At 42.1% G+C, this 14089-nt stretch carries 10 protein-coding genes and 1 pseudogene; 3 read left to right on the top strand and 8 right to left on the bottom strand.

Going from position 1 to position 14089, the window contains the following annotated elements:
- Window positions 1-71: 71 nt before the first annotated feature.
- Entirely contained in the window at window positions 72-2795 is a 2724-nt protein-coding gene (locus BJP34_RS22375) for a hybrid sensor histidine kinase/response regulator (protein WP_070394246.1), read from the bottom strand.
- 252 nt (window positions 2796-3047) lie between these two features.
- Between BJP34_RS22375 and BJP34_RS37415 the strand changes: the two genes are divergently transcribed.
- Window positions 3048-3230, top strand: coding sequence for a hypothetical protein (locus tag BJP34_RS37415; protein WP_083305304.1), 183 nt, complete (start codon window positions 3048-3050; stop codon window positions 3228-3230).
- A gap of 30 nt (window positions 3231-3260) precedes the next feature.
- On the opposite strand, the gene BJP34_RS22370 is transcribed toward BJP34_RS37415, so the two are convergent.
- Window positions 3261-5150: a methyl-accepting chemotaxis protein gene (locus BJP34_RS22370; protein WP_070394245.1), complete on the bottom strand. Its 1890-nt coding sequence runs from the start codon at window positions 5148-5150 to the stop codon at window positions 3261-3263.
- 382 nt (window positions 5151-5532) lie between these two features.
- Entirely contained in the window at window positions 5533-5721 is a 189-nt protein-coding gene (locus tag BJP34_RS22365) for a hypothetical protein (protein WP_070394244.1), read from the bottom strand.
- A 460-nt stretch (window positions 5722-6181) separates the two neighbouring features.
- On the opposite strand from BJP34_RS22365, the gene BJP34_RS22360 reads away from it, so the two are divergent.
- Entirely contained in the window at window positions 6182-7462 is a 1281-nt protein-coding gene (locus tag BJP34_RS22360; protein ID WP_070394243.1) for a response regulator, read from the top strand.
- Window positions 7463-7663: 201 nt separating this feature from the next.
- Here BJP34_RS22360 and BJP34_RS22355 read toward each other — a convergent pair whose 3' ends face one another.
- The 3 genes from BJP34_RS22355 to BJP34_RS40585 all read right to left on the bottom strand — a co-directional run bounded on the left by BJP34_RS22355 (window position 7664) and on the right by BJP34_RS40585 (window position 10792).
- Window positions 7664-8728 (bottom strand): chemotaxis protein CheW, encoded by a 1065-nt coding sequence (locus tag BJP34_RS22355; RefSeq protein ID WP_070394242.1) that lies wholly within the window; start codon window positions 8726-8728, stop codon window positions 7664-7666.
- 180 nt (window positions 8729-8908) lie between these two features.
- Window positions 8909-10489 carry a CheR family methyltransferase gene (locus tag BJP34_RS22350; protein ID WP_070394241.1) on the bottom strand — a complete coding sequence of 527 codons (1581 nt, stop codon included), beginning with the start codon at window positions 10487-10489 and terminating at the stop codon, window positions 8909-8911.
- A 99-nt stretch (window positions 10490-10588) separates the two neighbouring features.
- The gene (locus BJP34_RS40585) at window positions 10589-10792 is read right to left on the bottom strand and encodes a hypothetical protein (protein ID WP_158517390.1); all 204 of its coding nucleotides are present in this window, start codon (window positions 10790-10792) and stop codon (window positions 10589-10591) included.
- A 191-nt stretch (window positions 10793-10983) separates the two neighbouring features.
- Between BJP34_RS40585 and BJP34_RS50500 the strand changes: the two are divergent.
- Window positions 10984-11067: pseudogene (locus BJP34_RS50500) on the top strand (hypothetical protein); the annotation flags it as partial.
- Here the strand turns inward: BJP34_RS50500 and BJP34_RS22340 are convergent.
- Together BJP34_RS22340 and BJP34_RS22335 are read right to left on the bottom strand one after the other, a co-directional pair.
- The gene (locus BJP34_RS22340; protein WP_158517389.1) at window positions 11068-12546 is read right to left on the bottom strand and encodes a hypothetical protein; all 1479 of its coding nucleotides are present in this window, start codon (window positions 12544-12546) and stop codon (window positions 11068-11070) included.
- 108 nt (window positions 12547-12654) lie between these two features.
- Entirely contained in the window at window positions 12655-14058 is a 1404-nt protein-coding gene (locus tag BJP34_RS22335; protein WP_070394238.1) for an RNA-guided endonuclease InsQ/TnpB family protein, read from the bottom strand.
- Window positions 14059-14089 lie beyond the last annotated feature (31 nt).

Raw genomic sequence — 14089 nt, 5'->3', positions numbered from 1 at the left:
ACCTTCACCCTTCACCCTTCACCCTTCACCCTTCAACCTTCAACCTTAACTATTAACATTAAAATTAACTATTAAACAAGTATTTGTAACGTTTCGATTAGAAAATTTTGATTAAAGTTTCCTTTATTTATATAGGCATTAGCCCCCGCTTCGACCCCTTTTTTCTTATGTTCATCGGAAGCCAAAGATGTTACCAGAATTATGGGTAATTCGTTATACTCTTGATGCTTACGAATTCTAGCAGTTAGGGAAAATCCGTCTAGATTGGGCATTTCTACATCAGATATTACGGCATCAAAGTGACGGGTGTTTAATTTGTTATAGCCATCTAATCCATCTACAGCTGTCACTACTTCATACCCAGCCCTTTCTAGTATCCGTTTTTCTTGGGTGCGAACGGTAATCGAGTCATCTACTAGGAGAATTACTGGCGTGGTTTCAACGATTTCCCTTAGTTTGGTTGAGACTGTGGATGTGGTTGGCTGATAGGATTGCAATGATGTGAGCAAATCTGGAGGGTTAAGAATCATGCAAACTTCCCCTGTACCGAGAATAGTTGCTCCACTGACATTACGCACCCGCTTTAATAACTGACTCTGAGGTTTGATCACCACCTCTTGAGTATCCAAAAGGTCATCGATAAACAATCCGAATTGTTCGTCTGCCACCTTAAGCAGGATACATGGTCGCCGATCGCTTTTTTGTTGCTTAAGTGTGGCGATAGAGGTATAACCAATCGAGTTAGACAACTCCAGCAAATCAGCTAGGTTTGCTACAGCAATAGCTTGACCGTCTAAGGCGATGGTTTCTCGACCTTCAATCGTAAATATTTGCTCCCGGGAAACTAGTAAAGTCGTTTCCACAAACTCAATCGGTAGCCCATGGATAATCCCTTGAACATCTACCAGCAGTACATTAGCAGTGGACAGGGTTGTGCGTAGCTGGAGGCGAAAGGTGCATCCAAGACCAGGGGTTGATTCGATCTCGATATTGCCGTTAAGCTGCTCAACCTTGGTGCGTAGGACATCTAAGCCGATTCCTCTGCCAGAAATTTCTGTAATAAATGTCCGGGTTGAAAAGCCAGGAGCTAAGATCAGGGCGTGAATCTGTCTGGGAGTCATTAGTTCCAGTTCTTCGTTTGTGCAGAGTCCACGCTGGACAGCAGTTTGCTTAATTTTCTCGATATCTAATCCTCGTCCATCATCTACTACTTCAATAACAATGGTGTTGGTTTTTTGGTAGCCCCTCAACCAAATCGTGGCCGCAGCAGACTTGCCAAGTTTTTCTCGTTCAGTGGGAGTTTCAATGCCATGGTCGATGGCGTTGCGAACTATGTGCATCAAGGGGTCTTTGATTTCTTCCAGGATGCGTTTATCAGCAGTGGTTTCTCCTCCTTCGATGATTAATTCGACCTCTTTTGATTGTTGTCTGGCTAAATCCCTTACCATACGGGGAAATAACTGAAACACAGTGAAGAGGGGGAGAAGCCGGAGGGTGCGAATTTTTTCGTCTAATTCCCCAGCAATGATGTCTAGTCTTGTAGTGTTTTCCTGAGCTATTCTTCTTAGAGAGTTAATCTTTTGTTCTAGGCGTTGTACATACGAATTGGTTCCTATGGATGAAGACTCCAGGTATTGCCCTTGGCAATGAACGACTTTCCACTCTTCCCATAGGGTTGCCACTTCCTCAATTTCAGCCATAGCATGAGCCATACCAATTTTGGTGACTGTTAGTTCCCCGGTTTGTGTCATTAAGGCATCAAGATAGGGAGTTGGAACCCGAATGGTGTCAATCCGGTAGGGTTCACTAAGATTCGATGAAACCTCTGGAGTTACTATTAAAGGAGTTTTGTTAGGAAGCAATGGTAGAGTCGGTAATAGTGGGGACTCCTCCATAGTTGCTTCAGTTGGTTCACATTGAGCTACTTGAGGGGGTGAGTCATCAGGGGGTGAGTCATGGTCTTGACCTACATCTGGAACTGCTGTGATCAAGTGGTCAAGTATCTCGGCGGTATCAAGCCCACTCAGATAACCAGTAACTGCTTCGTATACTAAGAGGCGAATGGCATCTATGGCTTGATAAATGCGATCGCTAACCTGTGGGGTTAAAAAGGTCTGTTCACATTTGATGCTCTCGAGAATGTTTTCCACACCATGGGCGAGGGTTTCTACATTCTCTATCCCCGCTATTTTGGAGTCTCCTTTGAGGCTTTGGGCTTCCCACAGCAACTTGTCCAAGGTAGCGTTGTCCTGTGGGTACTTTTCTAAATGCAGTAAACCGACTTCCAGTTTCTCCAAACGTTCTTCGCTAGTAATTTTATAAATATCTCGCAAGTCTTCATCTTCTATAACAGTTGGTGCCAGTTGGGAAACATGGCCATTTTGTAGAGCAGCTTCTTGGTCTGGCTGCAATGGCTGTGAAACTGTTGCCATCAAGTAGTTAAGCATCAAGGGTGTATCAACACCACTTGCGGAACCAGTAACTGCTTCATATACCAGCAGACCCATAGCATCTATGACTTGATAAAGGCGATCGCTAACCTGTGGGGTTAAAACTGTTTGTTGACGTTTGATGCTGCCAAGAATGTCTTCTACACCATGAATAAGGGTTTCTACATTCTCTATCCCCGCTATTCTGGAGTCTCCTTTGAGGCTGTGAGCTTCCCGCAGCAACTGTTCCAAAGTAGCGTTGTCCTGTGGGTACTTTTCTAAATGCAGCAAACCAATTTCCAATTTCTGCAAACGTTCTTCGCTGGTAATTTTATAAATATTTCGTAGTTCTTCGTCTTCTATCATGGTTACTCATTTTTTAATTGGGTGAGGTACAAATTTTTGGATGTTAGGGAACAGGGAACAGGGAACAGGTAACAGGGAGCAGGGAACAGGTAACAGGGAACATAAAATTTTTTGATTTGTAGAAAATAGTTAACTATTTTTTAGTCATTAAACTTGTTGTTAAATGAAACATTCAGAAATAGATAACTTTTAAAAAAAACACGATATTCCTTCCTATATTAAAACTTTCAATTATTTTTATTTCAATGAAATTTGCACCAGTCAAAAAAAATAATATCGGAAGTAATAACAATTTATTTAATTAATAAAAAAATAGTATTACTGTTTTCTATTCCCTATTCCCTATTCCCTATTCCCTATTCCCTATTCCCTATTCCCTATTCCCTATTCCCTATTCCCTGTTCCCTATTCCCTACTTTTACAGATAAAGGTTAAACTTGGTACAATATCTGAGTTTAACCTTTACTAAACCATGCGCTTTAGTTCCACAGCAGCTTGCTTAAGTTGCTCAGTACCCACTCTACTTTGAGTGATGCCAATAACAGTTTCTTTTGCCCCCTTGTTAACAGTGCTCATTGCTTGGAGGACTTGTTGAATGCCATCGACTTGCTGCTTGAGATTCAGAGAAATTTGTTGATTGTTTAACACCACATTGTTGACCGCATCTGCTACCCCAGTGAAGGCTTGAGCTGTTTTTTGAGCGATTTGCACTCCGGTCTTTACTGTCTTAGTTCCTTCATCCGTAACCATCACCGTTGAATTAATCTCGTTCTGGATTTGAGAAACTAAAACATTAATCTTTTGGGCAGATTGTTTACTCTGGTCTGCTAATTTACGAATCTCTGCAGCAACCACTGCAAAGCCTTTACCATGCTCTCCCGCACGCACCGCTTCTACTGATGCATTCAGTGCCAACATATTGGTTTGGTTTGCCAATTCAGAAACCAGCTCGGAGATGTCACCAATTTGATTGGTTTGCTGGCTCAGACGCATACTCTGTTGAGCGATCGCATCCACTTTCTCTTCCAAAGTAGACATGCCGTGGAGGGTTTCTCCCACCGCTTGGGTACCGTTCTGGGTGAGCTGAAGTGCCTGCTTTGCAGCAATAGCGGCAGCATCGGCTTGCTCAGCGGACTGTCGGCAAGACGCTTCCAGCTCATCCATGGTGATGGTGGTTTGATTCACCGAGGCAGCTTGTTGACCAGCAATGCGTTCTTGCTGTTCGAGGGTAGAAAACATTTCCTGACTAGAGGTGGAGATGCCATTAACCAGTTGCTTAATCAGATTCACCAGTTGGCGTAACCTGACCATTGCCAGTGGCAGCACTGCCGCTATAGCAACCAAAATGATCAGGCTGGCCAGGATTTTAAAGGAGTTGACAGAGGCAAAAACTTCCCCCTTAGAAACGTGATTGATAACGAATAACGGTTGCCGCTGCTCGCCATTCGGAACAACTTTATAGTAACTGATCAGCTTATTAGTTCCTTGGTCAATCAGTCCCTGTTCACCCCTGAGAATTTGCTGGGCAATGTGTTTCGGATAATCTTTTTTCAAGTTCTGATCCGTGTTGAGTTCAAAACCCCACTCCTTTTTGGGGTTGGGATGAGAGAGGTAGTAGCCATCTTTATTGACCAGTAATGCCTCTTCTCCCTTGACTGCTAATTCTGTATCTGCAATAAATTTTATGAATTCCTCGGCAAATACATTAGCGATCACAATTCCTCTTTGTACTCCAGCTGAATCAAAAATCGGTGTAGCGTACCGAATCACTGGTTTATAAGGCTGTTTAATCACACCATTTTCCCGATGCAGCTCCACGGGTGACACATAGATACTGCCAGGAGACAACTTAATTGTCTGACTAAAAAATGAACGCTTTGCTTTATTTTTTAGCTGGGTTTTGGGGATAACTATGATTTTAGTGCCATCCGAATCGACTCGCACCATTTCATTGCCTTTCTCGTCCAAATACCTCAGCTCCATATAATAGGGTTTCGCTTCCATCATCACAGCAAAGATGGTCTGCAACCGCTTAACCCAAGTATCGTAAGAAGAGTTATCTTGCTTATCTACTCCACCACCAGCTTTAGCTCGGATTATCCCTTGAATCGGGGGAACTTTGCTCAAGAACAGAACATCATCATTGATAGAATTTAAAAATGCCAGGATATGTCCGGCTTCGTCAGCTACCTCTTCCTCTAGCTCATTTTTAGCTAAGTTTGATAAGGCATCGCTAGAGGAAGAAATACTATACCATCCCACAACAGAGAGGGGAATAACACTACTTAAAAACAGCAGGAGCAGTATTTGATTCTGAAGTTTGCTGAAAAATTTTTGGGTAGATTTGGCAAACATAGCTGGTTACCTACAATTAGAGAATCCACAATAGAAAAGCCATTCCTCTTTAGGGGATGGGATAAGAGGCGAGGAAACTGATTGATTTAGCAATCTGTTGAGGCTACACTCATAGAATTCCCAACAAATATTGCCAAAGTCACAATGTCTGTTGTTTTTGGCCGGTTAAGCAGTCAGCTATCAGCAGTCAGCTATCAGCAGTCATATAGCGCTACGCGGAAGGCAAGAGGCAAGAGGCAAGAGGCAAAAGTTGACTACAACAGCTTTTGAGCTTGTATCAATGTCCTAACTTTAATGCGTAGTGCTATATACTATCACCTCAAGTAGCACCTCAAGTAGCGCATTAGCTGTTCGCGCAGCGTGCGCGTAGCGCATTAGCTTACTACTGGATCGGTTTGACAACATGAGTCAGACCACTAAATAAGGTGAGATTCTCACTCATCATTTGTGCTGTATTCTCGCTGTTAAATTGGTGTGCCTCTGTGCCATTTTCTGTGTATCGTGTCTCGCCAGCTTTCACAGCCGCCACATATTTCTGATCCGTAACGTTGTAGACTACATACTTGACCATTTTTCACCGGACCCTGAATTTTATTATTTTCAACGGAGCGACGGTTAAACACTTGTCACTCCACTACAGTTAGCTGTGATACTAAATCCGGCTTAAAAACCCTCTTTATAACAAAGTTTGTATAGCCGCAACTTCGTTCTCGTCTGGGTGCTTAGGGGGAAAATCATGGGCGGATTCGGTGTCAATAGCTACAAATAAGTACAGAACGGTAAATGATGAACAACAGATATAGCGCTACGCGCCAGGCAAGAGGCAAGAGGCAAAAGGCAAAAGCTTACTACAACAGCTTTTCAGCTTTTATCAATGTCCTAAGCTTAATGAGTAGTACTATAATCACTGATGATTTATCATTCTTAATCCATTTTGAACCGGAAGCTGTTACTTGGGGCTAAATTGCTGGGAACTATAGATATGTAACTCCTGAGATTTATCCCTTAACCAGTACAGTTAACCAGTAAAAATGATACTAATAAGACTGATTGAAGAATTAGAAAAATTAGGTAAACAGAGAACTATTGGAGAGCTAACTCTAAGCAACCATAGCGTCGTTTGGAAAGTTTACCTTGTCTATGGTCAATTGCTCTATGCCACCGATGGCCTTCATCCTGTGAGGCGCTTTTACAGAGCCTTAAAGTCCCATTGCCCTAACTATGTTGTTGAACTCTACGAGAAGTCGGACTATCAGCCCTGGGAATATCAGCTTCTAGAGCAAGGAATTAACCAAAAGCAACTGAGCCTAATCCAAGCAAAGTTAATGATTCGTTCCATTGTCCAAGAATGTTTTTTTGAACTAAGTGGCTACACAGACTTACAAAACAACTGGCAACCGAGTCAAGAAAAAACATCGACTCTTGGCATGGGTTTAGCCTTGTCTTCCAGGGAAATCCAAACTGTTCTCGCTCAAGCAAACCAGAATTACCAAGAATGGCAAGCTGCTGATTTTGGTCACCTCAGCCCCAATCTCTCACCAGTTTTGAAACCTGGAACAGATCCTAAACTGCTCCCAGGTTTGAACAAGTATCTCAATGGTAAGTTAACCCTGTGGGATATTGCCTGGGAGCAAAAAACATCGGTGACAGAGGTGACTCGCTCTTTGCTCCCTTTGGTTGAGAAGAGTATGCTGGAATTCCAAAGGATTCCAGATTTACAACTACCAACTGCCAAAGCGCCAGTCAAAGTCCCTGTCAACCCACCAGTCAAAGCCCCTGTCAATCCACCTGTCAAAGCCCCTGTCAACCCACCAGTTGTAAGAACGCCACCCCCATCAGAAACTCAGCCGACCAAATCCGCCAAGAAACAGCCTTTAATCGCCTGTATTGATGATAGTCCTGTGTTGGCTCACAGTTTAAAAACAATCTTGATACCAGCCGGTTATCAAATGTTGAGTATTGAAGAACCGATGCGAGGTTTCTCCCAACTGATTGAACACAAACCTGATTTAATTTTGCTAGACCTGAATATGCCAAATGCAAATGGCTATAGCGTCTGTAAATTTTTGCGAGAATCCCCAGTTTTCAATAAGACCCCGATTATTATCCTGACAGCTCAGAATACCACAATTGACCGCGCCCGGGCTAGACTAGTCGGCGCAACGGATTTTTTAGGTAAGCCCCCAGATTCCCAAGAATTGCTACGAATAATTAATAAATATCTAATCAAAAGTTTAGAAAAGTCGGGAATCGGGAATCGGGAATCGGGAATCGGGAATCGGGAATCGGGAACTTTCGCTCAGGGGAGATAGAAAAAAATATGCGTACCTCATTAGGATAAAACCCGCTATACCAATTTCAAAAAAATATTGCTACCCATTAATCACTTATAGCAGTTCTCAATTTGGTGAGGTACCCCGCCCTTGGGGTTCGCGGGAGCTTCGGAGTAGGGGTAACTAAGTTGAGTGTAGCTGATCAGTATGATCAAGCTTATATGTTGGATTACAAGAGGTCTAATGATTAATAACTAACCCACCATTCAGTAAAATTTGTTGCAAATTCAGAATACTCATTATTTTTTCCTGATAGGGAGCTACTCCCTGAATGTATTCATATTGACCTGAATTGATCCCAGTTGGCACTGCTGTTATTTCCTGTGGATTCAGGAAAATTACATCACATACCTCTTCCATGGTTATACCAGCAACGATATCCTCAAGCTTTACAACCATTGCTTGAGAACTATCAATTCTCTCCATCAGCGGTAGATTTAATACTCTGCGAATATCAACTAACGTAAGAATCTCCCCTCGTAGGTTCATGTTCCCAATGATATGGGCTGGACAGCAGGGAATGGGAGTGACTTTGCCAATAGGGGTAAACTCCCTCACCATTTTTAAATCAATCCCAAATAATTCACCATGTAAAATAATTATCGCTAGGGGTATTAAATCCTTTACATCTTGACTGTCTTCCGACTGCCTTAGCTGATCAGCTCGTTTACGAAAAACGTCTCGTTCTGACCGAGTAGCATTTGGGCAAAATACAGGCTTTTGGACTAATAATAATTCAGATTCATGGTGATTATTATCCTGAATTTCTTTTTCCAGGGAGTCTTCAGCGGAGGCAAGCTTTTGTGTCTCTACATACTGGAGTAAACTCTCTGGATTACTCAGGATTAAAATATCTTCTCCACTCCTGGCAATACCAGCGATGAATTTTTTTTCCTCAACTCTTGCCCAGTCTCGACCATGATAAAGTTCAGTGCTAATTTCCGACGGGGATATATGTCTTACTTCATAGACTTCATTAACAATGATGCCTACTCGTACCTTTTCCGATTTTAAAACTACTACACTATCTGTTAAGCGATAGCCTGGTGATTGATAATTAAAGCTGAGATTAAGATCCATGACTGGCAAAATCTCTCCCCGGAGATTAATCACACCAACGATATCAGGATCTGCTTCTGGAATCGGTGTCAACTCTGGCAGAAAAAAAATCTCTTCTACGTAAACAGTGCTGACGCCATAAAGGCAGTTATTTAAGCTAAAAGTGAGATAGTGACACTCTTTCATTTTCTGGCTCTATTGACTAAATATTAACTATCAATGATCAATTTTAAATTAACTAATTTACCGGATTAATTGTATATAGCAATCCCTCTAGTAATTGTGATAATTATTGTTTCCTGTTCCCTGTTCCCTGTTCCCTGTTCCCTGCTCCCTGCTCCCTGCTCCCTGCTCCCTTTGCTATAGTTAATAATCGTTTAATTCTGTTTCCATTTTGATAATTAGTTCAGCAGCCGTCAGATTATCATAGTCTTTTATTATAGTTTTGGGAGATAATTGCTTGAGTATATTAATAACTGCTTGCTTCATTTTTCGGGTTTGTTTTTGATTTCTTTCCTTCTGATAAATATGGCTCAGATCTAAGTAAGGCTTAATAGAAGAGGGTTCAAGATAAATAATTTTTTTAAAAATTCGTTTGGCTTCTACTAGATTTCCTTGTTCTTCAGCAATTTGTGCTAACAAGTAATAGGGATTAACAGAAAGGTAATCTATATCTAAAGCTTTTTGACAATAGTTAATTGCTTCTTCATATTTACCGAGATTGGCGTTAATTTGAGCCATCAGGTAATAAGCATGAAAATTATTAGAATGTATTTTTAGAAAGTTTTTTAATTGTTGAATTGCTAAATCATAAGCCTCTTTTTGTAAAAGTCTTTCTACTTCTATGATCACCTCCTTAGCAGTTTTTTGTAACTTTGTATTTTCTTGAGACTTGATTAGGTTGATAGGGGTATCATCAACCGACCATATATCTCTTGCAACATTAGTTTTTTGTGTATTACTAAATTCTGCTGTTATCGGTTGCCGTTCCGAAGGTGGTGACTTCTGCAAGACCTCTAATGATAAGTTTTTTACTTGAGGAGACTTTTCCTCACTGGTGAGGGATACCAGAGGAGGTGTTTTAAGGATGAAATTATCGGCTCTACGTTGATAGACTAGGGATTCTGGAAATACTTTTGTCTGAAACTTGCTTAAATTATGACCATATAGTTCAGCATGACCTGTGAGGAGATATCCTAAGGGTTTGAGGGTATCATAAAATTTATCTAAAACTTTGGCTTTAGCTGAATCTTCAAAGTAAATGAAAACATTACGGCAAATAAGTAAGTCAAGGTCTTTTAGATCATAGTTTTGCTTATTAAATGAATCTTTGACTAAATTAACCGTTTTAAACGTGACCATTTTTTTGATCCGATTATCGATGTGATAGGAATTGTTAATGATCCGAAAATAGTCACGCTTTATGTCTGGATGGATATTTCTAAATGACCAAGAACTGTAAATTCCTTTTTTTGCAGTTTCTAGGGCATATTTATTAATGTCTATACCAAAAATTTTAACCTTCCATTTTTCTAAGTCAGGAATAAGTTTATGGAGTAAAATGGCCAGAGAATAAGGTTCTTCTCCCGTTGAACAACCTGCACTGCAAATCCGAATTGTTTTGTGGTTATTTTGCTGTTCACTTATTTTTGGAATAATGTAGTTTTTTAAGGTATTAAACTGACCTTTATCTCGCCAAAAGTAAGTTTCAGTATTAGTCAGTAAGATAACCAGCTTTTGCCATTCTTGATGACTTTCTATAGTGGGAGATCTTAAGAGTTGATAGTAACTTTCTGGGGAACCAAATTTGAGAAATTTCATTCTCACAAGGATGGTTTCAATTAAATTGTCTTGGTCTGCTTCTTTAATAACTAATCCTGTCTGCTGGGCAATTAATCGAAGAAAAGCTTGTTTTATCTCGACACTTAACGATTCTGTGTTTGACACGTTAATCCTGATTGACTGACAAATCCAATGTGGTTACAGTTATATAGTTCCCAGTCAATTTGCCCAAGTAACACCCATTTAACAACCTATTGGTACCTATTAATTTAATTCCTTATGTTCGGTTGTTCGCCTTTGGGGGTTGAACGCGAACGCGTGGCCAAAGGCCAAGGTTGAAGGTTGAAGGTTGAAGGTTTTTAGGTTGAAGGTTGAAGGTTGAAGGTTGAACGCGAACGCGTGGCCAAAGGCCAAGGTGGTTTGGTTGAAGGTGGTTTGGTTGAAGGTTGAACGCGAACGCGTGGCCAAAGGCCAAGGTGGTTTGGTTGAACGCGATGGACGAAGTCCCGCTTTGCTGCGAAGCGCGTGGCCAAAGGCCAAGGTGGTTTGGTTGAACGCGATGGACGAAGTCCCGCTTTCAGCGATCGCGTTCAACGTGCTAACCTGCTAACCTTCAACCTGCTAACCTTCAACCTGCTAACCTTCAACCTGCTAACCTTCAACCTGCTAACCTTCAACCTGCTAACCTTCAACCTGCTAACCTTCAACCTGCTAACCTTCAACCTGCTAACCTGATCGAGTGATTATGTCAATCCTGGTAAGTCCAAATTTGCCACGACTTTTGCAATGGCATCCCGACTGGCTTCGGCACCAAACCCCCAAGCCAGGAGGACTCCATAGTCACCCCAGAGGTTAGCGCCAAAGGTGGATTTATAGGTGTATAGCTCAATGAAGCCACTACCAGCAAGCAGGACGATTGCGATCGCATAACTGATTGCAGAGAAAATCCAAAGGCGAATTTTTGCTAGTCTTGGCTCTTGGATAACTATCCGTGGTGTATCGATCCCTGGTGCTCTCTGCAATAAATCAGGTTGGCTGATCAGGAAGCCTAACTTAGTGGAGTTAGGTGGTATTTGTTTGACTAGTAGAGTGATCGCTTTTTCGATTTGACCATTCAACTCCTGAGCAGCTTTTTTATCGGTAGGTTCGAGATTATTCAACTTATTGCGCAAATTCTTTTCCTGACGTTGCCAAGTCTGTAACTCTTGTGTTGATATTGTGGTTTCCACCAGCAGGTTGTCCAAGTCGCTGAGTTTAGCATCCAGTTGCAGGTATTGATTAATCTGTTTTGCCAACTCATCTAACTGCTCATACAAGTCTTGAGGATTTTGCTCAGGTGCCTCTCGGATTGCCTGTTGCAAATTACGGCGTACTGACTGTAGATAACGGGGGTCAAGATCCGGAGTGCTGGGTATTTTTTCTTCCAGGGTCTGACCATAGTTCAGGAGTGCTAGCCAGTCCTCACGACCTTTGCGCCATTTCAGCCACACTGACTCGGCTTGGGTAATTGCCTGATTACCATCGTTCCAACGTTCCCCCTGCAAAGCCATCTCGACATCTAGCAGATGGCCTTCAATTCGGGTCTTGAAGGGATTTGGTATAGAGTCGAATTGATCGGCTAGTGATGTATTAGCTAACTGGGGGTCACTGCGTAGTTGGGTACGCAATTGACCAACCCGCACCAGAATTTTGTCCCGTAGTTTCCCTCGGCTACGGTAGCCGGACACAGCTATGCTCAATATAACCCCAATGGATATGATTACCAGAGGTATGGGGAAGGGGTCTTTAATTCGGACTGTTAATGGTACGCTTAGTTCAGTTTCTGAGAACTTAATCAGTAATTCACCACTAAATTCTCCACTTTTGGGGGCATTGTTTAATTGAAACTCGATCGGGAGAGATAGGATACTATTGTCCTCAATCTCCTCGACTGATAAAGTAGGCTGAATCAAGTTGGCGGGGAAAATTTCTTGGCCATCCTGAGTATTCAGGTCTAGGGAGATTATTTGTAAATCCTTGACGGCGTTAGTCGTGCGCAAGAGTAAGCTGCGGGTGGTACTAGAACCCCTGGTACCTGCCACAGTCATACTTTTAGGGGTGATCGTGAGATCAGCTTGGGCAAGGGCTGGTGGGGCCGATAGGAGTATTAAAATTGGGATTATTAAAGCAATTAGAGCCCGTTTAGCCCATTTTAGGTGTTTAATCATACCTGTATTAGTCAAGTGTGACCTCCGATTGTTGATCTGGTACTAAAGCTTAATTTGACATCTCCGCGCTTTAAAAAACGGGGATTCTACAAGGTTGTTACGTGGCGGGTTGAAACCGTGCCACTATCGGCTTTCGCCGACGCTTTCGGCTTTCGCCGACGCTACGCGAACGCGAACACTTCTTGTGCGATATGATTTACTCAGTGAGGTGAACAGATCATATCGCTTTGGGAGTGCCAAAGCTCCCCTACCCACCTTGGTCAGGTTTAGACCTAACTGTGTGGCTACTTTTCGGGCTATGTTTGCAGCGCCGTTACAGTCTGCATTGATCAGCCATCCTTCAGAAGTTTTATACAGTCCACGCTTAACCCGTTTGCCCGACGGTATCCATCCTTTGGGTTTTTCACCATGTTTTGGGAGGCTGTCGTCGTCAAGGTAAGACGCTTTACTCGTGTACGCTTCCTCGGTAATTGTTAATTTAATCCCGTACTCATAGCAAAGTTGTTTTAACCGTTCGATCAATCTTCCGGTGGGGATAACTGCGAAGTTCTGATTACCACGCTTGCCCATATTGGAACGATTCTTCTGCCCTTCGTTCCAACCAATTACCAGATTCCCAATGCAATCATTCAAACAGCGATTAATAATCAACCTAGCTGCTTTATTGATCGCATCTCTGATTTGGTTGTTGCGTTTCCGTTGTACCCGGTCAAGGTTAGAATCCCAGTAAAACTCTGGCTTGCCCTGTTTGTACTTGGCTACCAGACGACAATAACCTTGGTTCATTGACTTAAGCTTACGACCATCAATAATCAAGCTTTTCCCACAGGTTGAAACTCCAGTCAACCAGTTGGTTCCACCGTGATCAAAGCTCCAGGCTTGAGTGTAGTCAAGGTTTGGGTTGCTAGCAATCGCTTCTTTCCCGTTGTCGATCACCCAATCAATCCATAGCTCTCCTAAATACGGGCGAACAGTAACCTCTTTCACCCAGTCGGGATCTATAAAATCTGGTGGTTCTAATGCGATTTCAGTTATTAAATGAGGCTTAGTTTCTTTGCTTATTGACGGATAAAACAAGCCTTTTTTGTAGTTGAGTGCTTGTCGGGGAAAAGTTACAGCAGCCAATCCCCCTTTTTTTCTGTACCTAAGCAGTCTTGGTCTGTCAACTTTGCCCTTGTAATAAAGACTTACTAATTGGTTGTAACTGGCAATGGACTCACCTACTGTCTTTAGGGTCTGTTGAGCCGACTGGGCAGCCATTGCTTTGTAATGGGGAGTTAACTTTAAAGTTTTATCTAGTTCTGGGTACTTTGTACTGCACTTATAGGTCTTCCAGCCATACCTAAGCTCATCATCCTTCCAGTAAGTAGTGAATGATTCTTCTTGCTGTTCAAGCCAACTGTAGTGTTTTTGTTTGGTGTAATAAATTGCACAATTAATCAAGCTATTTGCTTGCTCACACTGAAAGACCCAAAAAGCTTTATCTTCATCAGTAAATGACGCTTTAACTGGAATTGTTCTATACAACTTTCTATCACCTCCTATCCTTTATTATAGA

The organism is Moorena producens PAL-8-15-08-1, assembly GCF_001767235.1.
Taxonomy (GTDB): domain Bacteria; phylum Cyanobacteriota; class Cyanobacteriia; order Cyanobacteriales; family Coleofasciculaceae; genus Moorena; species Moorena producens_A.
This window is presented reverse-complemented; position numbering and strand designations above follow the sequence as displayed.